19 protein-coding genes and 2 pseudogenes are annotated in these 26,410 nt (G+C 32.6%); 9 read left to right on the plus strand and 12 right to left on the minus strand.

From position 1 onward, the window contains the following. The first annotated feature begins 9 nt into the window (after positions 1–9). The 4 genes from HXZ69_RS07825 to HXZ69_RS07840 all read left to right on the plus strand — a co-directional run bounded on the left by HXZ69_RS07825 (position 10) and on the right by HXZ69_RS07840 (position 7,036). Positions 10–1,500 (plus strand): aminoacyl-histidine dipeptidase, encoded by a 1,491-nt coding sequence (locus HXZ69_RS07825; protein ID WP_219034212.1) that lies wholly within the window; start codon positions 10–12, stop codon positions 1,498–1,500. Positions 1,501–1,762: 262 nt separating this feature from the next. Beyond that, entirely contained in the window at positions 1,763–5,830 is a 4,068-nt protein-coding gene (locus tag HXZ69_RS07830; RefSeq protein WP_286495572.1) for a glycoside hydrolase family 2 TIM barrel-domain containing protein, read from the plus strand. Positions 5,831–5,928: 98 nt separating this feature from the next. Next, the gene (locus HXZ69_RS07835; protein ID WP_286495573.1) at positions 5,929–6,720 is read left to right on the plus strand and encodes a cobalamin-binding protein; all 792 of its coding nucleotides are present in this window, start codon (positions 5,929–5,931) and stop codon (positions 6,718–6,720) included. A gap of 4 nt (positions 6,721–6,724) precedes the next feature. Continuing rightward, positions 6,725–7,036 carry a hypothetical protein gene (locus tag HXZ69_RS07840; protein ID WP_219034206.1) on the plus strand — a complete coding sequence of 104 codons (312 nt, stop codon included), beginning with the start codon at positions 6,725–6,727 and terminating at the stop codon, positions 7,034–7,036. Between the two features lie 26 nt (positions 7,037–7,062). Here HXZ69_RS07840 and murB read toward each other — a convergent pair whose 3' ends face one another. Both murB and HXZ69_RS07850 read right to left on the minus strand, forming a co-directional pair. Continuing rightward, positions 7,063–8,082 carry a UDP-N-acetylmuramate dehydrogenase gene (gene murB, locus HXZ69_RS07845; RefSeq protein ID WP_286495574.1) on the minus strand — a complete coding sequence of 340 codons (1,020 nt, stop codon included), beginning with the start codon at positions 8,080–8,082 and terminating at the stop codon, positions 7,063–7,065. Positions 8,083–8,148: 66 nt separating this feature from the next. After that, positions 8,149–9,348 carry a pyridoxal phosphate-dependent aminotransferase gene (locus HXZ69_RS07850; protein WP_286495575.1) on the minus strand — a complete coding sequence of 400 codons (1,200 nt, stop codon included), beginning with the start codon at positions 9,346–9,348 and terminating at the stop codon, positions 8,149–8,151. A 100-nt stretch (positions 9,349–9,448) separates the two neighbouring features. On the opposite strand from HXZ69_RS07850, the gene HXZ69_RS07855 reads away from it, so the two are divergent. The 3 genes from HXZ69_RS07855 (at position 9,449) to HXZ69_RS07865 (ending at position 10,538) form a co-directional block, all read left to right on the plus strand. Then, positions 9,449–9,808: a YtxH domain-containing protein gene (locus HXZ69_RS07855; protein ID WP_125350224.1), complete on the plus strand. Its 360-nt coding sequence runs from the start codon at positions 9,449–9,451 to the stop codon at positions 9,806–9,808. 63 nt (positions 9,809–9,871) lie between these two features. Then, complete coding sequence (locus HXZ69_RS07860; protein WP_219034203.1) at positions 9,872–10,222, plus strand: phage holin family protein; 351 nt, start codon at positions 9,872–9,874, stop codon at positions 10,220–10,222. Further along, on the plus strand, positions 10,212–10,538 hold the full coding sequence (locus tag HXZ69_RS07865; protein ID WP_115000004.1) for a hypothetical protein: 327 nt from the start codon (positions 10,212–10,214) through the stop codon (positions 10,536–10,538). Before HXZ69_RS07860 ends, HXZ69_RS07865 begins: the two co-directional genes overlap by 11 nt. Before the next feature lie 66 nt (positions 10,539–10,604). Here HXZ69_RS07865 and HXZ69_RS07870 read toward each other — a convergent pair whose 3' ends face one another. The 8 genes and pseudogenes from HXZ69_RS07870 to HXZ69_RS07905 all read right to left on the minus strand — a co-directional run bounded on the left by HXZ69_RS07870 (position 10,605) and on the right by HXZ69_RS07905 (position 22,688). Next, complete coding sequence (locus HXZ69_RS07870; RefSeq protein WP_347881019.1) at positions 10,605–11,063, minus strand: AMP-binding enzyme; 459 nt, start codon at positions 11,061–11,063, stop codon at positions 10,605–10,607. A 63-nt stretch (positions 11,064–11,126) separates the two neighbouring features. Further along, positions 11,127–12,302, minus strand: a pseudogene (locus HXZ69_RS07875) (AMP-binding protein); the annotation flags it as partial. A 115-nt stretch (positions 12,303–12,417) separates the two neighbouring features. Then, entirely contained in the window at positions 12,418–14,295 is a 1,878-nt protein-coding gene (locus HXZ69_RS07880; RefSeq protein WP_125350223.1) for a DEAD/DEAH box helicase, read from the minus strand. A gap of 263 nt (positions 14,296–14,558) precedes the next feature. After that, entirely contained in the window at positions 14,559–15,974 is a 1,416-nt protein-coding gene (locus HXZ69_RS07885) for an L-serine ammonia-lyase (RefSeq protein WP_286495576.1), read from the minus strand. Positions 15,975–16,181: 207 nt separating this feature from the next. Further along, a complete protein-coding gene (locus tag HXZ69_RS07890; RefSeq protein ID WP_219034200.1) occupies positions 16,182–16,664 on the minus strand; it encodes a hypothetical protein in 483 nt (160 codons plus the stop codon). A gap of 9 nt (positions 16,665–16,673) precedes the next feature. Next, positions 16,674–17,375: an NUDIX hydrolase gene (locus tag HXZ69_RS07895; RefSeq protein ID WP_038336322.1), complete on the minus strand. Its 702-nt coding sequence runs from the start codon at positions 17,373–17,375 to the stop codon at positions 16,674–16,676. A gap of 33 nt (positions 17,376–17,408) precedes the next feature. Further along, complete coding sequence (locus HXZ69_RS07900) at positions 17,409–17,879, minus strand: Lrp/AsnC family transcriptional regulator (RefSeq protein ID WP_038336320.1); 471 nt, start codon at positions 17,877–17,879, stop codon at positions 17,409–17,411. Positions 17,880–18,092: 213 nt separating this feature from the next. Next, complete coding sequence (locus tag HXZ69_RS07905; protein WP_286495577.1) at positions 18,093–22,688, minus strand: translocation/assembly module TamB domain-containing protein; 4,596 nt, start codon at positions 22,686–22,688, stop codon at positions 18,093–18,095. A gap of 63 nt (positions 22,689–22,751) precedes the next feature. Here HXZ69_RS07905 and tsaD point away from each other — a divergent pair, with 63 nt between their 5' ends. Further along, on the plus strand, positions 22,752–23,771 hold the full coding sequence (gene tsaD, locus HXZ69_RS07910) for a tRNA (adenosine(37)-N6)-threonylcarbamoyltransferase complex transferase subunit TsaD (RefSeq protein WP_286495579.1): 1,020 nt from the start codon (positions 22,752–22,754) through the stop codon (positions 23,769–23,771). Further along, the gene (locus tag HXZ69_RS07915) at positions 23,771–24,478 is read left to right on the plus strand and encodes an RsmE family RNA methyltransferase (RefSeq protein WP_286495580.1); all 708 of its coding nucleotides are present in this window, start codon (positions 23,771–23,773) and stop codon (positions 24,476–24,478) included. Before tsaD ends, HXZ69_RS07915 begins: the two co-directional genes overlap by 1 nt. On the opposite strand, the pseudogene HXZ69_RS15370 reads toward HXZ69_RS07915, so the two are convergent. Continuing rightward, positions 24,470–24,643, minus strand: a pseudogene (locus HXZ69_RS15370) (IS982 family transposase); the annotation flags it as partial. The gene HXZ69_RS07915 and the pseudogene HXZ69_RS15370 sit on opposite strands and share 9 nt — an antisense overlap. 90 nt (positions 24,644–24,733) lie before the next feature. Then, complete coding sequence (locus HXZ69_RS07920) at positions 24,734–26,353, minus strand: glycoside hydrolase family 10-like protein (RefSeq protein WP_286495581.1); 1,620 nt, start codon at positions 26,351–26,353, stop codon at positions 24,734–24,736. Positions 26,354–26,410 lie beyond the last annotated feature (57 nt).

Consider the following 26,410-nt stretch of genomic DNA (forward strand, 5'->3'; position numbering starts at 1 on the left):
AAACAAACAATGAATAACGATATTCTTAATTTGGAACCAAAAGCAATCTGGAAAAACTTCTCAGCATTGAATTCAGTTCCAAGACCTTCTAAGAAAGAAGAAAAAGTACGTCAGTTCATCATCAAATTTGGTGAAGATTTAGGTTTACCTGTCGAAACGGACGAAGTAGGAAATGTTTTAATCAAAAAAGCTGCTTATCCAGGAATGGAAGACCGTAAAAAAGTGATCATGCAATCGCACTTGGATATGGTTTGTCAAAAAAATAACGATGTAACATTCGATTTTGAAACACAAGGAATTGAAATGTACATTGAAGATGATAAATTTGTTACAGCAAATGGAACAACTTTAGGTGCAGATAACGGAATTGGAGTTGCGACAATTATGTCTATTTTAGAATCGAAAGATATTCCTCATCCAGCTATTGAAGCATTTTTTACAATTGACGAAGAAACTGGAATGACTGGTGCTTTAGGTTTGAAAGCTGGATTCTTATCTGGGAAAATCTTGTTGAACTTAGATACCGAAGAAGATGATGAATTAGACATTGGTTGCGCTGGTGGTGTTGATGTAACGGCGACAAAAGCTTACACTACAGAAGCTACTAACGGAACTGCTTTTACCTTAACATTAAAAGGTTTGAACGGTGGACACTCTGGAATGCAAATTCACGAAGGTTTAGGAAATTCGAACAAATTAATTGCTCGTTTATTAAATGCTGCAACTGAATTTGGTTTACAAATCGCTCATATGGAAGGTGGAAGTTTACGTAACGCTATTCCTCGCGAGTCTTGGGCTAAAATTGTGATTCCTACAGATAAAGTTGACGCTTTCAAAGCTTCTTACGAAACTTTACGCGCTGAAATTATTGAAGAATATGAAACGAAAGAACCTAAAATGGTGATTACACTAGAACCAACTGATGCAACTGATGCAATGTCAGCACAAGATTCTAAAGTTTTTGTTCAAACAATTATGGCAGCTTTCAATGGTGTTTACAGAATGAGTCCAGATGTTGAAGGTTTAGTAGAAACATCTAACAATGTGGCTCGCGTAGAAGTTATTGACGGAAACGCTCGTGTTTTATGTTTAACGCGTTCTTCTATAGAATCAGGTAAAGAAGCATTAGCACAAACATTAAAAGCTGGTTTCGAATTAGGTGGTTTTGAGGTTAAATTCTCTGGTTCTTACCCAGGTTGGAAAGCAAATACTCATTCTGAAATTTTAGAATTGATGAAAGGAATTTATGTTTCAAAATTTGGAGAAGAACCAAAAGTTGTGGCTTGCCACGCAGGTTTAGAATGCGGAATTATTGGAACAAATTATCCAGGTTTGGATATGATTTCTTTTGGTCCAAACATCTCTGGTGCTCACTCTCCTGACGAAAAAGTAGAAATTGCTTCTGTACAAAAATTCTGGGATTATTTATTAGATATTTTAAAAGATATTCCAAACGATGGTCCAGTTAATTACAGCTGTGCAAATTCAAAAAATATATAATTTAAGCTGAAAACTTAATCTAAAGACCACTTTTGCAAGTGGTCTTTTTTTACAATAATACTTTTTAAACAATTCTTTTAATCAAATTAAAATTTTTCTATAATTCTATTTATTTCAGAAAAAAAATCATTAATCATTCATAAGATTAAAAAACAATTATTTACAATTTTATCACCTTATTTTTACTTCTTCAAATAAGCATAATCATTTAATAATCTAGACTATATTTGTTTAACACGTGATTAAAAATGCTTATTGAAAAATGAATCTTATAACAAAATACAGTAAAGTTATTGTTTCTGCACTTGTTGTTCAGACAACTTTTGCACAAATAAATCCGCCAATTGAAAATCCTTTTACTCATAATTTAGGGGGCTTCAATTACGGAACGAAAGATTCTCCAGACGGTAACGAATGGGAATCGCCAATGAATTTATCCTTCAACAAAGAATTACCTAAAAGCTATTTTTTCTCTTTTGAGAATCAAAATCAAGCTGTAAAACTTTTACCAGAAAATAGTCCATATTGGATGAATTTGAATGGTACTTGGAAATTTAATTGGGTAAAAAACCCAAACGAAAGACCGAAAAATTTTTACGAAAACAATTTTGATACCTCTTCTTGGGCTGATGTTCCTGTCCCGATGAGTTGGAATATTTTTGGAATTCAGAAAAATGGAGATTTAAAATATGGTGTTCCAATTTATGTCAATCAAAAAGTTATTTTTCAGCATGCTGTAAAAGTTGATGATTGGAAAGGCGGTGTAATGAGAGAGCCTAACAAAGATTGGACAACATATATTTATAGAAATGAAGTTGGTTCGTATAAACGTACATTCGATGTTCCTAAAAATTGGGATGGACGTGATATTTACATGAATTTTGATGGAGTAGATTCATTTTTCTACTTATGGATTAATGGAAAATATGTTGGTTTTTCTAAAAATTCTAGAAATTTAGCTTCATTTAACATTACACCTTATCTAAATAAAAAAGGTGAAAATTCTGTAGCAGTTGAAGTCTATAGGAATTCTGACGCTTCATTCTTAGAAGCACAAGATATGTTTAGATTGCCAGGAATTTTTCGTACAGTTTCATTAACATCAAAACCGAAAATCCAAGTTAGAGATTTGGTTGTAATTCCTGATGTAACGAATAACTATAAAGATGATGAACTAAATATTTCGGCTGATATTAGAAATTTATCAAATAAAGTCGCAAAAGGTTATAAAATTGCTTATACACTTTATCAAAATAAATTATACAGCGACGAAACTGAAAAAATTGCAACAACTGAATATATTATCAATTCTGATGCAGTTACAATCAATCCTAATTCTTCATCTATTTACAAACTAAAACTAAAACTAAAGAATGCAAATCTTTGGTCAGCAGAGCGTCCTTATCGTTATACGTTAGTTGGAGAATTAAAAGATGTAAAGAACAAAACAATCGAAACAGTTTCGACGAATGTAGGATTTAGAAAGGTTGAAATTAAAGATACAAAAGCTGAAGATGATGAGTTTGGTTTGGCTGGACGTTATTTCTATGTAAATGGAAAAACAGTAAAACTGAAAGGTGTTAACCGCCACGAAACAAATCCTGAAAAAGGAAAAGTTGTGACACGTCAACAGATGGAAGAAGAAATTAAGTTGATGAAACGTGCAAATATTAACCATGTTCGTAACTCACATTATCCAGATGATCCTTATTGGTATTATTTATGCGACAAATATGGGATTTATTTAGAGGACGAGGCCAATGTAGAAAGTCACCAATATTACTACGGTGAAGCTTCAATCTCTCATCCAAAAGAGTGGAGAGATGCGCACGTGGCACGTAATGTAGAGATGGTTCATGCAACAATCAATCATCCTTCTATCGTTATTTGGTCTTTAGGAAATGAGGCTGGTCCTGGAAATAATTTTGTTGAAGCCTACAATGCAATCAAAAAAATTGATACTTCTCGTCCTGTTCAATACGAGCGAAATAATGCAATTGTTGATATGGGATCTAATCAATACCCTTCTATCAATTGGGTTCGTGGTGCTGTACAAGGAAATTATAAGTTAAAATATCCTTTCCATATTTCTGAATATGCGCATGGAATGGGAAATGCAGCTGGAAATCTGATAGATTATTGGGAAGCAATGGAATCTACCAACTTCTTTATGGGAGGTGCTATTTGGGATTGGGTTGACCAAGCAATGTATTATTATGATAAAAAGACAGGCGAAAAATTCTTCGCTTACGGAGGTAATTTCGGGGATAAACCAAATGACGGAACGTTTGTAAACAATGGATTAGTTTTCGCTGATTTAAAGGAAAAACCTTCTTACTGGGAAGTTAAAAAAGTCTATCAAAATGTTGGTGTAAAACCTGCAAATATCTTGAATGGTGAAATCGAAATTTTTAATAAAAATTATTTCATTTCGTTAGAAGATTACACGCCAGAATGGGCTTTATACGAAGATGGAATCGAAATTGAAAGAAGTACAGCTTTTATTGAGCCTAAAAAAATCATTAGTCCTCGCGAAAAACAAATCGTTCGTTTACCAATTAATCAATCAAAATTAAAACCTACATCAGAGTATTTTGTAAAAATTCAATTCAAGCAAAATCATGATCAATTGTGGGCGAAGAAAGATTATGTTCAAATGGAAGAACAAATTTTTGTGAAAGCTGCAGAACAAATTCCGACAATTCAAGAAGTTCAAAAAACAAATCAAATTACCATAACAGATTCAGAAAAACTAAAAACAATTAGTGGAAATGGTTTCGCTGTAAAATTTGATAATCAAACTGGAACTATTTATAGTTTAAATTATAATAACCAAACGATTATTAAAGATGGTGACGGTCCAAAATTAGATGCTTATCGTGCACCAATGGATAATGACAACTGGGCGTATCAGCAATGGTTTCAAAAAGGTTTACATAATTTAAAACACAAAGTTTTATCATCAACTTCTTACACAAGAAAAGATGGCGCAATTGTATTATCGTATGTTGTAGAATCACAAGCGCCAAATAGCGCATCACTTTTAGGAGGTACTTCTGGAACATATAAGATCGAAGAACACAAAGACCAAGTATTTGGGGAAAATGATTTCAAATTTACTTCAAATCAAGTTTGGACGATTTATCCAGATGGTTCAATCGAATTATCGTCAAGTATTACTTCAAATGACGAATCGCTTGCTTTAGCGCGTTTAGGTTATGAATTGAAATTACCAGAAAATTTGAGCAATTACAACTATTACGGACGCGGTCCGATTAATAATTATGCAGATCGTAAAACCGCTCAGAATATTGAATTTCATAAAAGTACAGTGAAAGATCAGTTTGTACCGTGGCCAAATCCGCAAAGTATGAGTAATAATGAGGAAGTTAGATGGAGTTCTTTAACTGATACTTCTGGAAATGGGGTTGTTTTTGTAAGCAAAGATTTGATGTCAACTTCTGTTTTGCCTTGGAGCGAATTAGAATTAACGCAAACGCCTCATTTCTATCAATTACCAAAAAGTAATGGAACGTATATGCATTTAGATGCTGGTGTTACAGGGCTTGGAGGAAATAGTTGTGGGCAAGGACCACCATTAGAACAAGATCGTGTAAAACCAAACGCAACAACTTTTGGATTTATTATTCGTCCTGTTCAAAGCAATAATTATTCAACGCAAGCAAAAGTAAAAGGAGCAGGAGATTCTCCACTTCTTATTACACGAAACAAAATTGGGGAAGTTACAATTTTGAGCCAAAATCAACATGCAGATTTGTATTACAAAATCGGGAATGGAAAAGAAACGAAGTATACAGAACCTTTCAAATTGAGAGATGCGAATACAATTGTTACTTGGGATAAAAATAATCCGAACATTAAAGTTTCTTCAAAATTTACTAAAATAGAAACGATTCCGTTACAAGTTGTTTTTGCTTCAAGTCAAGAAACTGGAGAAGGAGATGCTGCAAATCTTGTAGATCGTAATCCAAGCTCTATTTGGCATACGATGTATTCTGTCACTGTTGCGCAATATCCTCATTGGGTTGATTTTGATGCAGGAGAATTCAAGATGATTAAAGGATTTACATATTTACCTCGTCAAGATGGAGCTAATGGAAATATAAAAGATTATAGAATTCAGATTAGTTTAGACGGAAAAAATTGGAGTAACCCTATCAAAGAAGGTTCTTTCGAGAAAAACACTAAACTGCAAACAATTTTGTTCGACAAACCAATTCGCGGAAGATATATCCGTTTCACAGCTTTAAGTTCTCAGAATGGACAAGATTACGCTGCTGGATCCGAATTTGGAGTTTTAGTTAACTAACATTTTTACTCATAGTTTTTTCAAAAGGAATTCATATCATACAAAATGGTATGAATTTCTTATTTTTATACCTCACATCAATTTAACATCAAACCAAAATGTCATCAAATCGATATCCTCAACGCATTGTTTGCTTAACCGAAGAAGGAACTGAAATTATGTATAACATTAACGAACAACATCGTTTAGTAGGAATTAGTGGTTTTACCTATCGTCCGCCACAAGCAAGAAAAGAAAAACCTAAAGTTTCAACTTTTTTAGATGCTAAATTTGAAGATATCATCAATTTGAAGCCAGATTTTGTTGTAGGATATTCTGATTTACAAGCTGATATTGCAGCAGAATTAATTAGAAGAGGAATTAATGTTTTTATTTTTAATCACCGAACAGTTGATGAAATTTTAAATATGATTGTGCAATTTACTTCATTGATTGGTTGTCAAGATAAAGGATTAAAATTAGTCGAATTTTACGAAAAGAAACTCGAAGAAGTAAAACAACAAGCAACTCTTCTTCCCTATCGCCCAACAGTATTTTTTGAAGAATGGGACGAACCAATTATTTCGGGAAGCGCTTGGGTTAATGATTTGATAGAAATTGCTGGTGGAAAATTAGCTTTTCCAGAACTCAAAAATAAAGCTTTAGCTAAAGATCGTATTTTGTTGGATGAACAAGTGATTGAACGAAATCCTGATATTATTATCGGTTCGTGGTGTGGTAAAATGTTCAAACCCGAAAAAGTAAAACAACGAATTGGTTTCGAAAACGTAAAAGCTATTCAACAAAATCATTTATACGAAATAAAATCTGAATTGATTTTACAACCTGGTCCTGCTGCTTTAACCGATGGTTTGGATAAAATTGTGGAGATTATTACAAATTATAAATAAATATATGGATCCGGATTTTTTAATTTTGTATACTAAAGTAATTTTAGTCCTTCACTTCGTATTCGATATTTTATTATTAATTATTTCTATTGTTGCTCACGGAAAAAAAATAAGTTTTAGTAATTATCTAATTTTCATAACAATTTCTATATTACTATTATCAATAATAAGATTATCTATAAAAGAATATCTTGGTGTTTCAATTTATGAACTAAATATAGTAACAAATATTCTCGAAAAACTTTTATACATAGCATTCGGAATTATATTAATAATTGGAATTTCTAAATTAAAAATCAATAAAGAAGAAGAATAAAAATCCCGCTGAAAGCGGGATTTAATTTATTGTATAATATTGACTTCTCTAACCAATGTTACGCCATATTTGGCTTTCACATCTTCTATAATTCGTTCAGACAAATCATATATTTCGCGTCCTGTTGCATTTCCATAATTCACCAAGACCAAAGCTTGTTTGTCGTGAACTCCCGCATCTCCAAAACGTTTTCCTTTCCAACCTGCGTGTTCTATTAACCAACCAGCAGCTAATTTTACACCTAAATCAGTTTTGAAATGAGAAATTTCTGGATGAAGTTTTTCTATTTCAGAAAATTCTTCATTCGAAATGACAGGATTTTTAAAGAAACTTCCTGAATTCCCAATCTGTGAAGGATCTGGTAATTTGCTTTGACGAATTTTGATCACAGCTGCACTAATCTCTTGAATCGTTGGATCAAAAATTTGCTCCTTTTCCAATTCATATTTTATTGCTCCATATTCCACATGAAGTTTATGATTTTTCTTCGTCAACTTAAATGTAACCGCTACCAAAACATATTGTCCTCTCAATTCATTTTTGAAAACAGATTCGCGGTAACCAAAATGACATTCTTCATTTGTAAAAGTACGCTCATCACCCGTTTCCAAAACTAATGTTTGAACTTCTTCAATATAATCTTTGACCTCAACGCCATACGCACCAATATTTTGCATCGGCGCTGTACCTACATTTCCAGGAATTAACGAAAGATTTTCTAATCCTCCAAAATCATTTTGCAACGTCCATTCAACAAAATTGTGCCAATTCTCACTTCCTTGCGCTTTTACATACACAAAATCATCATCTTCATTGATAATTTCTATTCCTTTCAAATTTAATTTTAACACAATTCCTGGAAAATCGTCTACAAAAAGCATATTACTTCCTCCACCAATAAATAAAATTGGTAAATCTTTTTGACGACGAAAAACCAATACTTTTCGCAAATCTTGAATAGTCGCAACATCAGCAAAATATTTTGCTTTCGCTTCTATTCCGAATGTGTTATATAATTTTAATGAATAATTTTCTATGATATCCATTTTCAATTTTTATTTATAATTATGATGAAAAGCTGAAATAAATTCAACTTATTGAACATTCTAAAATTATCTAATTGTTCCTGGATATTGTTCTAAAGCTTCTTTCAAGATTTCAACAGAACGAACCAAATCTTCTTCTTTCAGAACATAAGCCAAACGAACTTCTTGAATTCCTGAATTTGGAGTTGAATAAAATCCTGCTCCTGGAGCCAACATTACTGTTTCTCCGTTTGACGAAAAAGATTCTAATAACCAAATTGCAAATTTCTCTGCGCTATCTACTGGTAATTGAATCATACAATAGAAAGCCCCTTTTGGATTTGGGCAAACCACTCCCGGAATTTGCTGTAAACCTGCAACTAATGTATTGCGACGTTTTAAATATTCTGTACGACAATCTTCGAAATAAGTTCCAACATTTCTGTGGGCTAAAGTTGCAATGTATTGAGAAATTTCAACAGGACTTAAACGCGCTTGTGCATATAACATCGCAGCTTTTAAGAATTTCTCGTTACGTGTAATCAAAGCTCCAGAACGCGCTCCACATAAGGAAAAACGTTTCGATTCTGAATCAATTACAATTGCATTATCTTTCAATTCTGGGAAACTTAAAACAGATGTAAATTTTTCTTCTGTATATAAATATTCTGCATAAACTTCGTCCGCAATTAAATAGATATCATGCTCTAAAACCAAATCTTTCAATTGATTTAATTCTTCTTTCGAATATACATAACCTGTTGGATTCCCTGGATTACAAATTAATATAGCACGTGTTTTATCTGTAATTTTTTTTGCAAACTCTTCTACTGCAGGTAATGCAAAATTATTTTCAATTGTAGATGGAACTGGAACAATATTTACATCGTTTTCACATGTAAATCCATTATAATTTGCATAAAAAGGTTCTGGAATAATAATTTCATCTCCTGGATTTGCAATAATTCCGAAAATAAATAATAAAGCTTCCGAACCTCCTAATGTTGCAATAAAATTTTCTGGCGTTAATTCAATTCCGCGATTTGTAAAATAATCTGCCAAAGCCTGACGATATTCCAACGTTCCTTCTGAGTGCGTATAAGAAATAATGTTTGAAGGAAAATTTTTCAATCCTTCTAAAACAGCTTTTGGCGACTCAATATCGGGCTGTCCAATATTTAAGTGATAAACTTTCGTTCCTCTTTTTTTCGCTGCATCTGCGTATGGCACCAACTTTCTGATTGGAGAAGCTGGCATATTTTGTGATTTTTCAGATAATATTAACATTTATTGTAATTTTTAAAATTTGATTTGAATTCTTTGGTATTGTTTTTGTAATTTTAAAGTGTAAATATAAAAAACGTTTAATCTCAAAAAAAACTTTATTATGAGTAAATTAAATAATGCAACTAAATTATTAGCAGGTTTAGCAATTGGAACAGCAATCGGAGCAGTAGTAGGTTTATTATATGCGCCAGAATCAGGGAAAGACACTCGCAAAAAATTAAAAAAAGAAGCTGACAAATACAAAAAAGAGTTAGACAAATACGCGAATGATTTTTCTGATAAAGCGAAAAAAACAAAAAAAGAATTAGAAGCTAAATTAGACGAAGTAAAATCAAAATTAGCAGAACAAAAAGACGAGTTTGTAGCAAAAGCGAAAGAAGCTGGAAAAGATTTAAAATCTAAAGCAAACCAAACAAAAGAAGATTTAAAAGACGAATTTCAAGAAAACGTAGGAGTTTAATTTCTTCGAAATACAACATTCCTTAAAATTTATAATTAACTTTGTCTGAAATAAATCAATTTTATGTTTAATGAACTAAAAGTTTATATTAATAATAGAATAACTTTAGCTAAATACGATCTCGTAGATTCGCTGAGTAATATGTTGGCGAGCGGTATTTATGTATTAATTATTGCCGTATTTTCTTTGTTTCTATTATTATTAGGAAGTTTAGCATTAGGATTTATTTTGGGAGGTTATTTTAATGATACAGGATTAGGTTTTCTTGCTGTAACTGGAATTTATTTCTTAATGATGGTTTTTTCTATTCTATTTAGAAAGAAATTAAAACTTTTCTTGACAAATATTGCCGTAGAAAACGCGATGGAAGCTATGTCTAACCAGGAAGATGACGAAGACGACGATGAAGAATAAAGAACAAATGTCTGCGATAAAAAATTTAGACGATTTGCGAATGGCAAAACGTAAACTAAAATTACAAATGAAAGTTGCTGAAAATAAACATGAAAATTCATTTGTAAATAAAGCAGTTAATCTTGTAACAAACTTAAAATCCGATACAAGTTTTACTTCTTCTAAAGTTGAAAGTGCATTAAATTGGGCTGGAGATAAAGCTTCAAAAAAATATCCAATGAAGGGAATTACAAAAATTTTAATTTCTGGATTGATTATGATAGCGGTTCCAATTATTACGAATAAAATTCAGGAATATATAGAAGAAAAATTATAAAATTATTTGATATTAAAAAACCACTTCGTTTGAAGTGGTTTTTTTGTGTGTTAATTTTAAGCTCGACTAATATTTTTCGTGAAAATATTCGTTTGGTATAATCGTTTTATTCTTTTTATCAACAGCTTCTTGGTTACGCAATTCCACTCGACGTATTTTTCCTGAAATTGTTTTTGGTAAACTCTCCACAAACTGCACAATACGTGGAATTTTGTAACGTGCTAAATGCTCTTCTGTATATCTAAAAATATCTTTTGCTAATTCTTCCGAAGCTTCATTTCCAGGTGCTAAAATAACAAAAGCTTTTACAGCATTACTTCTCAAATCATGCGGACTTGCCACAACAGCAGCTTCCATAATGGCATCATGCTCTAACAAAGCACTTTCTACTTCAAATGGTCCTACACGGAAATCAGACGCTTTTATCACATCATCATCACGCCCAACAAACCAAACATAACCATCTTCGTCTTTATAAGCTTTGTCTCCTGTATAATATAATCCATGCTTGAAAACTTTCGCCATTTTATCTTTCTGAATCAAATAAGTTTTGAAAATTCCATTGATGGTTTCTTCATTATGCACAACACAAATATTTCCTTCTTCGCAATCTTGTACAATATTTCCATCATCATCAGCAATCACAATATCGTATAAAAACGCAGGTTTTCCCATCGATCCATATTTAATCTTCTCATTTGGCAAATTCGCAATCATCGCAGTTGATTCTGATTGTCCATAACCATCACGAATCGTAATTCCTGTACCTTCTTTCCAGACATCTATAATTTCTGGATTAAGCGGTTCACCAGCTGCAACACATTGACGAAGTTTGAAATCATAACTTTTCAAATCTTCTAAAATCAATACACGCAGAGCTGTTGGTGGTGCGCAAAAAGTTGTTACACCCAAATCTTGAATGGTTTGTAATTGTTCTTTCGGAACAAATTTATCTGAATGATAACCCAAAATTGTCGCACCCATATTCCATGGAGCAAAAAAACTACTCCAAAAGAATTTCGCCCAACCTGGTTGAGAAATATTATAATGTAAATCACCTTTTTTCATTCCAACCCAAGAAGAAGTCGTGAAACCTCCAAGCGGATAAGTGTAATGCGTATGCACCACAACTTTCGGCATTCCTGTCGTTCCTCAAGTAAAAAAGTAGAATAAATCATCGTCTGGTTTTGTATCTGCAGCCTCAGCTTGAATAGATTCTTTCCATAACTCATTGATATTTATCCAACCTTCTCGCTCGCCTTCTGTGATTAATTTTACCTTAATCTTTTTATCAAATTTTGCTTCTGCTTCATCTATTTTCGATGCATTTGCTTGATCTGCTAAAGCAACTTCTGGAAAAGAAGACTCGAATCTAAACGTTAAATCCCTTGCTTCTAAAGTTGTTGCGGCTGGAATAATAATTAATCCACCTTTGATAGAAGCCAAATAACCAATCCAAGTAATCGGTAATAATGGAACTTGAGAAAACATTTTGTCTCCTTGTACAATTCCTTTGTTTCTTAAATAGTTTAAAAATTGATTGTATTTATCAGCTAAATTCTGAAAAGTATAATCTTCTCGTTCTTCATTATACTTCCAAATTAAACCTTTTTGAGTTCCTAATTGAGCAACATTATAAGGCTCAAAAATATCCTTCACCCAATTGAATTTCTCTGGTTTGAAAATTTTAATCTGTTTTAATTGCGTATAATTCTCTTCTTCGATGGATAATCGAATAGAGCTAAACAATTCTTGTACTGTCATTTATTTGTGGTTTTGAATAAATATAGAAAAATTATTTATTCAAACAGAAGTTTTATGAATAAAAAAGGATGATTTTATAAAATCATCCTTTTTGTTATTTTTTATTGAGAATATATTAATCTCTACCTCTTCTTGAGTTTCCTGTTCTATTACGGTCTCCTCCACGGTAACCACCACGATCTCCACCTCTAGAATCACGGTCACGATCACCTCCACGGAATCCACCTCTGTCTCCTCCGCGATCACGATCTCCACCACGATAACCTCCACTTCTTTCACGGTCATTATCACGACGGCTATTGAAACCACGTCCGCGAGAATCTCCTCTGTCATTACGACGACGATCTCCACCACGACGCTCACCATCACCACGTCTAGGTTCTGGTTTAGAGATTTGAACATCTAAGTCTACTCCATCACGTTGTGCATCTTTGAAAGATTCTAACACTAATGATTCGAATTGTGTATCAACTTCGAAGAAAGAGAAATTACGTAAAATTTCAATTTTTCCGATTTCGATGTTACGATTACGAGTTTGCTCGTTAATTAAACCAATTAAGTTTGGAACACGTAAATTGTGTTTTTGACCAATATTAATAAAGAAACGAGAGAAATCACGTCCACCACGACGGTTAGAAGAACGATCTCCTCTATCACCACGATCTCCTTCAGAAGAAATATCTTTCGTGTTTTTGTAATATTCTAAGAAAGAATTGAACTCAACTGTCATGAAACGTTTTAATAAATCGTCACGATCTAAGTTCGCCAATTTTTCATTTACAGTTTCCATGTAAGGCTCGATTAATTCTTCATCAACTTCGATATTTTCGATTTTATCGATTAAAGAAATTAAACGTTTTTCACAGATTTCTGCTCCAGTTGGTACATTTTTAGGCTCGATTTTAGAAGCAATTAATTTTTCTAAATCTCTAATTTTACGCGCTTCACGTCCTCCTGAAATAATGATAGAAATTCCTTTGTTACCCGCACGTCCTGTACGTCCTGAACGGTGTACATAAACTTCTGGATCATCTGGTAAATTGAAGTTGATTACGTGAGTCAACTCATTTACGTCAATACCACGAGCAGCAACGTCTGTTGCGACAAGGATTTGAATATTTTGGTTACGGAATTTCTCCATCACGTGATCACGTTGTGATTGTGATAAATCTCCATGTAATGCGTCTGCATTGTAACCATCTTGCATCAATTTATCTGCTACGTCTTTCGCTTCGCGACGAGTTCTACAGAAAACGATACCATAAATATTTGGGTAATAATCGGCCAAACGTTTTAAAGCTAAGTAACGATCAGAAGAACGTACTAAGTAAACGTGATGCTCGATATTTTTTGATGCAGTATTTACTTTACTTACAGCAATCTCAACTGGATTGTGCATATATTCTGAAGCGATACGACGAACCTCTGAAGGCATTGTAGCTGAGAATAATAAAGTTTGTTTTTCTTCTGGAGTTGTTTCTAAGATAGAATCGATTTCGTCACGGAATCCCATGTTCAACATCTCATCTGCCTCATCTAAAACTGTCCATGTGATATCATTAATTTTTAATGCACCACGTTTGATTAAGTCCATTGTACGACCTGGCGTTCCTACAACGATTTGCGGATTATCTTTTAATCCTCTAATTTGTTTAACGATGTCAGCACCACCGTAAACTGCCTGTACACGTACTCCACGCATATCTGCAGAAAAAGATTCTAATTCTTTTGCAATTTGTAAACATAATTCACGAGTAGGACACAAAATAATTGCTTGTACTGATTTTGAATTGCTGTCTAATTGATTTAAAACCGGAAGCCCGAATGCTGCAGTTTTTCCTGTACCTGTTTGCGCCAATGCAATAACATCTTGATCTGATGAAAGGATTTGAGGAATAGCTTTTTCTTGGATTGGAGATGGGTTAACGAAGCCCATTTTCTCAATTGCAGTTAGGATTTCTTCTTGAAGTCCTAATTCTTTGAATGTAATCATGTTAGATACGATACCGAGATAATGAAATTCATTTATATTTCATATCACGGTTTTATTTTAAATTATTTAACCAACAGATATGAAAGAATAAAATTAAATGGCTGAGCAGCCTAAAAAATCCCTAAATGAATATTCTTTAACATCCGTACCTTAACTCTAAAAGGCTGTGCAAATGTAAGGATTATTTTTGAAATACACAACACACATTCATAATCCTTACAATTAATACACATAATATTATTTTACTGATAATAAATAAGTTACTAACAATCTGCAATATTTACAGCAACTGCCAAACCTCCTTCAGAAGTTTCTTTGTATTTATTATTCATATCTTTTGCAGTTTCCCACATCGTATTCACAACTTTATCTAACGGAACTTTCGCAGTCAACGGATCTGTATCCAGTGCTAATTCTGCTGCATTTATCGCTTTAATCGCTCCCATTGTGTTACGCTCGATACAAGGAATTTGTACCAAACCACCAATCGGGTCGCATGTTAAACCTAAATGATGTTCCATTGCAATTTCGGCAGCCATTGTTACTTGCGCAGGAGTTCCTCCCATTAATTCGCATAATGCAGCTGCAGCCATAGCTGAAGATACGCCGATCTCAGCTTGACAACCTCCCATTGCCGCAGAAATAGTTGCTCCTTTCTTAAAAATAGAACCAATAACTCCTGCTGTTGTTAAGAATTGTTCAATCTCTTTTTGACCAGCTTTATGATTTTCGATCACCAAATAATACATCAAAACTGCTGGAATAACTCCTGCACTTCCATTTGTTGGCGCTGTTACAACTCTACCTAACGAAGCATTTACTTCATTAACAGCAAGAGCAAAACAACTCACCCATTTCAAGATTTGACGAAAATATACTTTGGTTTTTCGGATTGATGCAATCCATTCTTGTGAATTAGAATAAGGTGTTGCTCCAACCAAATTTTTGTGCATATCGTAAGCACGACGTTTCACGTTCAATCCGCCTGGTAAAATACCTTCTGTATGACAACCAATGTACATACACTCTAACATAGTATTCCAAACACGCATTAATTCGTGGTGAATTTCATCTTCAGTTCGAATTGTTTTTTCATTCTCGAACATAATTTCAGAAATCGATTTATTTTCTTTCGAACAAAATTCTAATAATTCTGTTGATGTATTAAATAAATATGGAAAAGCACAAGTGACATCTGTATTGGTAGCTCTATCATCCTCTTTTGTAATAAATCCTCCCCCTATCGAATAAAACGTAGAAGATAATTCTTCGTTCTCATAGAAAGCTGTAAACATCATTCCATTAGCGTGAAAAGATAAAAACTCACGATTGAAAACGATATCAGTTTCGGGATTAAAATCAATTAAAAATTTATTTCCAAAATTTAATTGTTTATTTGTATTGATTGTATTAATAATATTCGAAATATCATCAACAGGAATATATTCAGGATCAGCACCGCTTAACCCTAACATTACTGCATAATCAGTTGCATGTCCTTTACCCGTAAGCGATAAAGAGCCGTACAAATCTACACGAACTTTTGTAATTTTATTAAAGATAGATGCAGCATCCAATTCTTTCAGAAAAGCTTCTGCAGCGCGCCAAGGACCTAAAGTATGCGAACTTGAAGGACCAACGCCAATTTTGAGCATATCAAATACTGAAATACAATCCATTTTGTACTTTTAATTTATATTTTTTCCACACAAGACAAATATAGCCGTTAAATTCTCATATTCACTTTATTTAAGCAGTTTTTTTATCAACTTAAACAATTAACATGCTTAAAATATTCATATTGAATGATATTAATACAAATAATTCAGCATCAAAAAAAGAGGTCACAACTAATTGTAACCTCTTTTCTAGACTTTATTAAGTTTTTATTTAAACTTGTGCCAATATGGATAGATAATCGCTAAACCATAACCTATAAACACAAATAATGTAAACATGGTAAAAAGTGTTCCATCTGCCATAAATTCGGGCTGCATTGCTGCTGACACAAATAATGATGTCACAACCATATATACACCAATTCTTTTATAAGATTTCACTAAAAAGATACCTATCAATGCAATAACTCCTAAAACAAGAGTCGAAATTGGATACCATTTTGGCATTTCTGGCGCATCTTCGTTCATCATTTGGCGGAACAAATAATCATTTGTCACCAATAATTGATAACCACGATAAAGAATACTCAAAATCAAGAAAACCATTATAAAGATCATTGACTTGAAAAGGAATGATGTTTTGTTTCCTTCGTGTTTCAAATCTTTTGTTTTGGTATTATCCGACATTAAAACTTTTGTGTCAAAAATATCGTCACGTTCTTGATTTTGTTCTACTTTTTGATCTGTCATAGCTTTATTTTAAAATAAGAAATCATATCCTTTCAAACTCAATTTTTCGTATTTTTCTTCATCAAAACGATACAATTTAGATACTTTACGATGTTGTTTAGGATCTGTTGTATTACCTGTTTCGATAATTAAATTTGAGTTAAAGATTTTCTTTCTAAAGTTACGTTTATCCAACTCACGATTCAAGGCTTTTTCATACAAACTTTGCAATTGCGCAATTGTAAACTCATCTCCAAGTAAGTTAAATCCTACTGGACGACGTTTTACACGACGTTTCACACGCTCTTTTGCATATTTTACAATCTCATTGTGATCAAAAGCCAAATCCGGAACACGGTCGTAAGCATACCATTCTCCACCTTGTGTTTTCACTTTTTCCTCTATTTGAGGTGTCAATTTAACCAAAGCGTAATAAGCAACATTTACAACACGTCCTAATGGATTACGAAAAACTTTTGTAAAAGCTTTCAATTGTTCAATATATGTTTGATGCTCATCGTAAGCAATTTTCTCAATCAACAATTCGTGAATTGCTTGATCGTTACTTACCGTTGGCGCAATATATTTTCCTGGCAAAACCAATGCTCCTTTGAAAGGATCGTTTAGTTTTTTATACACCAATATTTTGAGATCTTCTCCATCAAACCCGAAAAGTACGAGACTTGAACATAGAGCGACCTGAAAATATTTTTCTTTTTCTTCGTCTGTCATTTTGTGGGATGATTAATAAATTGAAATTTATTTTTAATGAAAAATTGAATGCATCAATCTATTTTTATCGTTAAAAGATTCTTCTAACGAAATCATAGATTCTGTTCTCAATACATCATCAATTTGATCAATTTTGTAGATAACATCTTTCGCATCAGAAGTATCTCTTGCACGAATTTTACAGAAAATATTATATTTTCCAGACACAACGTGAACCACTGTTACGTTAGGAATTTTATATAATTCATCTATCACTTTCTGAGTTTTGTTTGTTTTTGTAAGTAACAATCCTACATACGCAACAAACTGATAACCCATTTTATCATAATCTGTAATTAGTGTAGTTCCTTTGATGATTCCAGCCTCCTCTAATTTCTTGACACGTACGTGAATAGTACCAGCAGAAACATTCATTTTCTTTGCAATTTCTGTAAATGGCATTCTTGTATTGTCAATCAAATACATCAAAATTTTCTTATCAACATCATCAATTATGTAATTCATTTTCCTAATTTTTGATTATTATTATTATTTTAATAAAAAATCGAATTAATTTTTAGCAAAATTATAAATAAAACAAACAAACTTCAAAATATTTTTTAATGATTTATTTAATATTTTACTTTTGTTATAATAATAGTTCAAAAAAGAAAGAACTAATCACTTTTGTTTGTTTGCGCGAGTTTATTGTCTAACCACAATAAACTCATTTTTTTTTTATTTAATTTTGACTAAACCACGACGTTTTTGTTCCACTTTAGGTTGAGTACTTTTTTGATACGTAACTTTGACCGTATCTTTTGTAGTTTGACGAGTAGAATCTATTCTTCTTTCCTCACTTTTAAACTGTTTCGGAAGTACAATCGAATCAAATCTTTCTTGCTGTTGCTCTTCTTTTTTAGCTTTTGCTTTTCGTTTATTTTCATCTAAACCTAAAAATCCTCTAAACGTATCGAAGCTTTTGTTGTACTGAATTCCTACTCCGAAACTTTGATTTAAGTTATTTTCCATTCCTGGCAATAAACCGAAAGTTGTAGGTTTTGTAAATGCTTTTAAGACCAAAGATCCATTGTTTAATTTCGAGATATCATAAGAAACATCAAAATTCCCATCGAAGTTCTCTTGTACATTTCTATTATTTGTAACCGCAATTCCATACGAACCACGTAAACTTAAACGATTATTAACCCGATAAGAAACAGAAGTTCTAATTTTATCATTTGTCTCCGATTGCGCACTACCACCGACATACTCCATTTGTATATCTACATTGTTCGCAATAGAAGACAACATACCCGCAATTGTCGATAAACCAATATCAGCAGCTGTACTTGTTACACCAGATTGAACAGCCGAAGCATCACCAAATTTACCTGTCAATAAGATATAACTAAACTGAAGCATCTGTTCTTCTGTATTTGAACGGAATTTTGATTGTAACTGCGAATTGATATCCGAACCTGCATTAGGAATTGTTAATCCAAAATCGATAATAGGTTTTTTCAACGTTTCAGAAATATTAATTGATAAGAGAGCATCATAAATTTGCGAATATCCTACACCTAAATAGTCTCCAACATTTGACACCGAACGTTGATATTCAGCTGTAATATTAAGCGTTGCATCAAGTGGATTTCCTGCAAATTGTACCGAAGATCCTTTTTTGATTTTAAAATCTTTCGGAATAAGAGGAAATTGTCTAAACTCATACGTTCCACTTTCTATATTATATACACCCGTAATACTCAATCCTGCTTTATTCATTAAGAATCTAAGATTTTCTGCTGTACCACGCGCTGTCGCTTTATCGTTTGTAGCTGCATCAAAAATCAAATTCACCATTGCATTTGGATACGCATTAATGTTGACATCTATCGACATTCCTTTTGGCGCATGCGGTTCATTATTTTTAGATTTTTCGTCCAGATGTTGATTAGGAACAAAACGTACCAAATTATTTTCTGACTCAATTGTTGTACTACCTGTATTTATCGTTAACTCAGAATTTCCAACAACTGTCGCATCTCCAGCAATCTCCAACTCTTCTACCGCACCAAACATGGTTACATTTCCTTTCGCAAATACTTTTCCATAAAACAATTCATTGTCTTTAATAGACGTGTTCATCACTAATAAATTTTGCGTATCGAAATCTAAGTTGAGACCCCATTTAGATAAGTTGCGGAAAAGAATTGCTCCGTCAACTTTTCCTTTTGTATTGTACGCAGTGTCTTTAAATGCAATATCATTCAACATGATAATACCTTGTCCTTTTCCTTGTTTCGAAACAAGCAATTCATTTTCTCCTTCAAATAAATAATCTGTTCCTAAGAAATTCACTTTCAAACCAAGATCTTTTGCAATCATATTTCCACTAAGATTTGGCAAATCAATTGGTCCAGTAATTTTTAAATCACCAGATAACGTTCCACGCATATTAGAGAAAACAGATTTTAAGAATCCTTCTAAGAAATCGATGTGAAACTCGTCAAAATTGACATCTACATCAACCTCAGGACCTGTCGGTTTATTAATAATATTACCATAAGCAACCAACGATTGAATTTGCTCTTTCTGTAAACTTGTTTCAAAATTAAATTGTTTATCCGCTACATTATAACCTCCTTGTAAAGTCAAATTACCAAGCTCAAAATCATTTAAACCTAACTTATCAATTTCAGCTTCAAGTGTTGGTTCTAATTTTTCTTTTGTACGAATAATATCTACTTTACCATTTGCTATACCGACAATTTTTAGATTATTCAATAATGTTTTAGGAATGATTTTTTCTAAATGCAAATCTTTAAAATCAGCATTGAAATTGTAATCTACGTTGTTATTAAATAAACCACTTACTTTTAAATATTGTTCTTCTGATTCTAATGATAAATCTTCAACTTTTAATGATTTATTAATTCGATTAAAAATTACACGATTCGAATTTGCATCATTCAAATGATTAATTGTCCATTGTGTCGAATCAATTTGTATTGTTGAAGGAGAAAATCCAAAAATCAAATCATTATTATTCTGAACTGTATGAAAAAGATTCAGATTAAATAAAATTGGATTTTTTCGACCAATATTAAAATCTGTTTTCACAATCATCGTATCATTCTTCGGAATCGAATTTACGTTAATTGCATTAATCGTTACACCACTTACTTTCAAACTATCAATCTTCGCATTCAACGTTGGCAACTCCGCAATTGTGTTTAGATTAACATTAGATTGGAACAATTGAATTCCTGCATATTTTATTCCAGGCGTATCCAAAGTCGCTTCCAACTGATTTTTCGTACCATCAATATAACCTTTTACATGCGTATCAGGTTCAATCGAAATAGATGAATCGATATATTGTAATAAATTTTCTTGCACATAAACATCAAACGAAAAAGCCTGATTTGGCGAAACTTTTTTATGACGGAAAGATGGAACTAAATCTACAAGCGAATTATTGATGACATTGGCAACTTCCGTAATATTATAGCGACCATCTACTGTAGCGCGCATATAATTAGGAACATCCAAAGTCATGATTTTATGCGAACCATCTATTTGAGAATTCAACATGACATGTGACAATTCTAACGTATCTTTTTTCGAACGGAAGTAAAGATTTTTGACATCAATATTTCCTCTAAAATCATTAATATTTGTCAACTTAAAATTCCCTTCTACATCACCGCGTACAATTGCATTTAGATTTTTTGTAACGCCAAGAAAATCTAAATTAATTTGACGAATATTCGAAGTAAAATCAAAATCATAAGGTTTTCCACTAAAGTTAATTTTACCTTTCAATTGCGCATTTAGATTTGGATCTTTGATATCGAATAATCCATTGAATTGATAATTTTTAACCAAACCATCAACCGTAATATTTTGATAACGTTTGCCCATCAAATCCAAGTAACGAAGCGTTCCGTCAACATCTAAATTGATATTTTTCAAATCTGTTCCTCTTCCATCAAATCTAAACTTCCCGCTTACATAACCCAAATCTTTTGCATTAGTTAATTGACGAAGATTTAAGTTTTTTGCATCTAAAGTACCTTTATAAATTAAGGCTTTTACATTTTTATAATTCTTGATTTGCGCTTTAATATCAGCATCTCCAAGTCCAGAAACCGCGTAACCATTTGCATGAATTTCATTTGGATTTAATGAAATATCTCCACGATAATTTAAATTTCCAAAACGTGTCAACATATTTGGAATTTTGTTCGAAACAAAGGTTGGAAGTAATTTTGTTATTTTTTGATATGATGTATTAATTTTTACATTTCTTGTCGAAAAATTCAGCAAAGAACCATGCAAAACATCTTGTAATTGCAAGCGAGAAGCACCAACATAATTGTCTTCACCTTTCAATTCAAAATCAGAAAAAGTCAAATTATTCAGCGTTCCATTTACTTTTCCATATAAATCTACTGACGAATTTTTATCAAATAAAGGAGTAAAATAACGAATTTCCTTAAAATTAATCTTAGAACCTCGATCAAAAAAAACGTCCCAACGAACTTTATCAGCAAATTCTCCCATATCCGAGGGGTCATCGTAACTCAATAACAAATTCCCATTCAAAACAGATGTATCCGTTCGTAAATTCAAATTCCCAACTCGAATTTCTTTTTTCGAATAATGAACTTTTCCTGTAAAGTTTTGTACGTTATACCTTTCTTTATTTTTTGTCGTAACAAAGCAGAAGTTTTCTAAATCAGCCGTAATATCAGAATCAACTAATCGAAACTTTTTTACAGTCATATTCAGTTGTTTCGAATCCAACCAAACATTTCCAGAATTTTGATTAACAATTGAAACTTTACCATCTTCCAAAATAAAATCTCCATCCAATTTGAAAATCTTTTTCGGATCTTTTGGTTTATCAGAACTAAAACCATTGACAAATTTGATGAAATTCGAAATCGAATCGCCTTTGTACGTAATCACACGAATTTCGGGTTCAATCAATTTCACTTCACTCAAATCAATGTAATCTTTTTTGATTCCTGGTAGAAGTGTCCAAAGATTAATTGTCGTTTCCAAGGTTTTCGACTTCATAAAATCATATTTATGATCGTCTTTTATCTTAACACCATGGAAATATATTCGTCCAAAAAAATCAATATCCACCGAATCCACATACATTTGTGTGTTCAGCGATTTATTTAATTTTTCTAATGCAAAGTGAGCTATTTTTGTCTGTACCGCAGGGATTTGTATTGCGATTGCTACTGTTAAAACAAGGGTTAAAACGAGTATAATCAACGACAATAAAAATCTTCCTATTCGTCTGACTATTTTCAATGGTTTAAATTTACGATATTTGCAGGGTAAAAATAAGTTATAAATTTTATTCTACAACGAATTATGAGCGATAAAAACTACATTTTAGCCATAGAATCTTCTTGTGATGATACAGGCGCAGCAATTATTGACGGAAATAAAATTATTTCTAATGTTGTGGCAAGCCAAAAAATTCACGAAATATATGGTGGCGTAGTACCAGAATTAGCTTCGAGAGCACATCAACAAAATATTGTTCCCGTCGTAGATCAAGCACTAAAACAGGCAAATATTAAAAAAGAAGAACTTAAAGCAATTGCGTATACGCGTGGTCCAGGATTGATGGGATCGCTTTTGGTTGGCGGAAGTTTTGCGAAATCTTTCAGTCAATCATTGGATATTCCATTGATTGAAGTCAATCACATGCAAGCACATATTTTGGCAAATTTTATTGAAGATGCCAACGACGAAAAACCAACTTTTCCATTTTTATGCTTAACGGTTTCTGGAGGACATACTCAAATCGTGAAAATCAATAATTATTTTGAGATGGAAATTTTAGGAGAAACGATTGATGATGCGGCTGGTGAAGCATTTGATAAAGCAGGTAAAATTTTAAATTTACCTTATCCTGCAGGTCCAATTATCGATAAAAAATCTAAGATTGGTAATCCTACAAAATTCAAATTTGCAAAACCAAAAATTGAAGGTTTAAACTTTAGTTTTAGCGGTTTCAAAACGTCAATTTTATATTTTATTCAGAAAGAGGTCAAAGCAAATCCAAATTTCATCGAAGAAAATATTGACGATTTGTGTGCTTCTATTCAATATTCTATCGTTAATATTTTGATGGAAAAAGTAAAAAAAGCATCGGACGAAACTGGAATTAAACAAATTGCTATTGCAGGTGGAGTTTCGGCTAATTCTGAAATTCGTCAACGATTAAAAGATGGAGAAACAGAATTTGATTGGAAAACTTTTATTCCAAAATTTGCTTATACAACAGATAATGCAGCGATGATTGCAATGGTTGGAAGTTTAAAATTTGATCAAGAGTTATTTACAAAAAACACAGCGAAATCTGTGGCTAAATACCATATTTAATGAAATTATTTTTTGGAGAAATTCATCACGAAACAGCTATCCTGAACGAAGAAGAAAGTCATCATTTTGCGAAAGTTTTGCGCGGAAATGAAGGCGATTTGGTTCATGTGACGGATGGAAAAGGAAATTTGGCTCAAGTTGAAATTACGTCGATTTCTAAAAAAGCAGTTGAAGGAAAAGTAATTGATTTAAAGGAAAATTTCGAGCAAAAAAATTACTATTTGCACATTGCAATTGCACCAACTAAAACAATGGAACGTTTGGAATTTTTCTTGGAAAAAGCAACCGAAATTGGTATTGATGAAATTACATTTTTGCAAACTTTTCATTCGGAACGAAAAAATATTAAGATTGAACGAATTGAAAAAATTGTTCAGTCTGCAACAAAACAATCGTTGAAAGCGTATTTGCCAAAAGTAAATGATTTGACAAAATTCAACGAATTTATCAAACAGGATTTTGAAGGTTTCACGAAATGTATTGCGCATTGCGAAGCGGATATTGAACGAACACCTTTAAGAACAGTTTTGGAAAATAACCCGCAGAAAATTTTAATTATGATTGGTCCTGAAGGTGATTTTTCGCGAGATGAAATTTTCGCTGCAGAAGATCACAATTTCACAGGAATTAGTCTTGGATATCAACGTTTCCGTACTGAAACTGCAGCTTTACAAGCTATTTTTGCTGTTGATTGGGGATTGAAATAAATGATTTTCACTATCAAGCCCCATAAATTCAGCGGTTAAGACAAGACTGATGAGTTCTAAATCAAAAAGTTTAGGTCTTCTACGTTGATAAATTAAAAGTGTATCTGTTGATATTTTTCGAAGAACTTCCAATATTCTTTCGTAATTTGCAAGTAAGTTGTTCATTGTAAATGTTTTGTAGTTAAAACAATTTACTGATTTTCAATCAAATGAACAACTTTATTCTTTATTAATCAAAATGCACAACGGGTATTCTTAATTAATTTTTTGAGCAACGTAATCACTTTCGTTTCCTAAACGATCAACAGCTTTTAGTGCAACTGCCGTTAAACTTTTACCATCTTTATGTTTCAAAATTGTTTGGTTTGTTTTGGTTTTATCCAAAATAGATGTTTCCCAATCGTTGTTGTAACGTGTATATAAAATCCATTTCGAAACATTCGAATTCATTTTATAATCATTCCAATTCATCACAACTTCTGATGCTTTTGCATTTACAGACAAACTTGGTTTTGCCAAACGATCTGCCTTAATCCAATTCATAGTTGGCACCAAAGCTTTAGCTTTGTATGGGCCTTCTTTTAGATAACTCAACATCGAAGGATTTTTCGTTAATCCAGCAATACTCCAGTGAATAACACCCACATTGTTTTGCAAAATCTCACCAGCCATTTTTACCTGATTTGTAATCTCAGTTGTTCTATCCGAAACCTTAACTTCTACAGTATTCAAACCTGGCCAAAGATGACGATTATGTGTATTTTCTGATTTCCACCATTCTAATAATTTAGGAAAACTTTGTCCTGTCGAATTAATTGGCCAATATAATTGTGGTGAAAAATAATCAACCCAACCTTTGTTCAACCATAATTTTGCATCTGCGTACAATTCATCATATTGTGAAGAACCTGTAATTCCAGAAGGATAACCTGGTTTCCAAATTCCAAAAGGACTAATTCCAAATTTAACGAAAGGTTTTTCTGCTTTGATTTCTTTGTAAATACGCTCGATAATTGTATTCACATTTTGACGACGCCAATCTGCTCTCGATAATGTTCCTCCATTATTTTTGTAAACATTCCAAGTTGAATTATCTGGAAAATCTGCTCCACCATTGTATGATGCGTATGGATAGAAATAATCATCAAAATGAACACCATCAATATCATAACGCGAAACGATATCACGAACAACTTCCGAAACGTGATCTTGCGTTTTTTTGTCAGCAGGATCAAACCAATACATACCATTCTTCAATCTAACCACATTACTTGGCGATCTTTTCACCATCGACTCACTTGTCACCGGCCCTCCACTACTGTGATGCGCTCTGTAAGGATTTAACCAAACATGCAACTCAATTCCACGTTTGTGCGCTTCTTCCACCCAAAACTCTAACGGGTCATAATATGGAGAAGGCGCTTTTCCTTCTTCTCCAGTTAAGAAGTAAGACCAAGGTTCAAAATTACTTTTGTACAAAGCATCTGCCGCTGGACGAACCTGAAAAATAACTGCATTAAAATTATTGGCTTCTAACATATCCAACAACTTTATCGCTTCATCTTTTTGTTGCGTTGTCGTTAAATCTTTTTTAGAAGGCCAGTTAATATTTGCAACAGAAGCTACCCAAGCCGCTCGGAACTCACGATTTACTTCTGGTAATTTCACTGTAAAAACTTCATCTTTCTTATTCGAAATTTCAGTTTTTGATGTAGTAAGAATAGTTGTTTGCGTAGATTCTACAGGTTTTATAGGCTGCTTAGATTCTACTTTTTTATAAACTATTTTTTTCGAATTTTTATTTGAAGCACACGAAGATAAGCCAATTGTAGCTATTCCGAAACACATCAAAATATATTTAAAATTAATATTCATTCGTTGAAATATGTATTTTTAACGTTACAAAATTAGTAATAAAGCTTTATTAATCCA

This window comes from Empedobacter sp. R132-2 (assembly GCF_030324375.1).
Lineage (GTDB): Bacteria > Bacteroidota > Bacteroidia > Flavobacteriales > Weeksellaceae > Empedobacter > Empedobacter falsenii_B.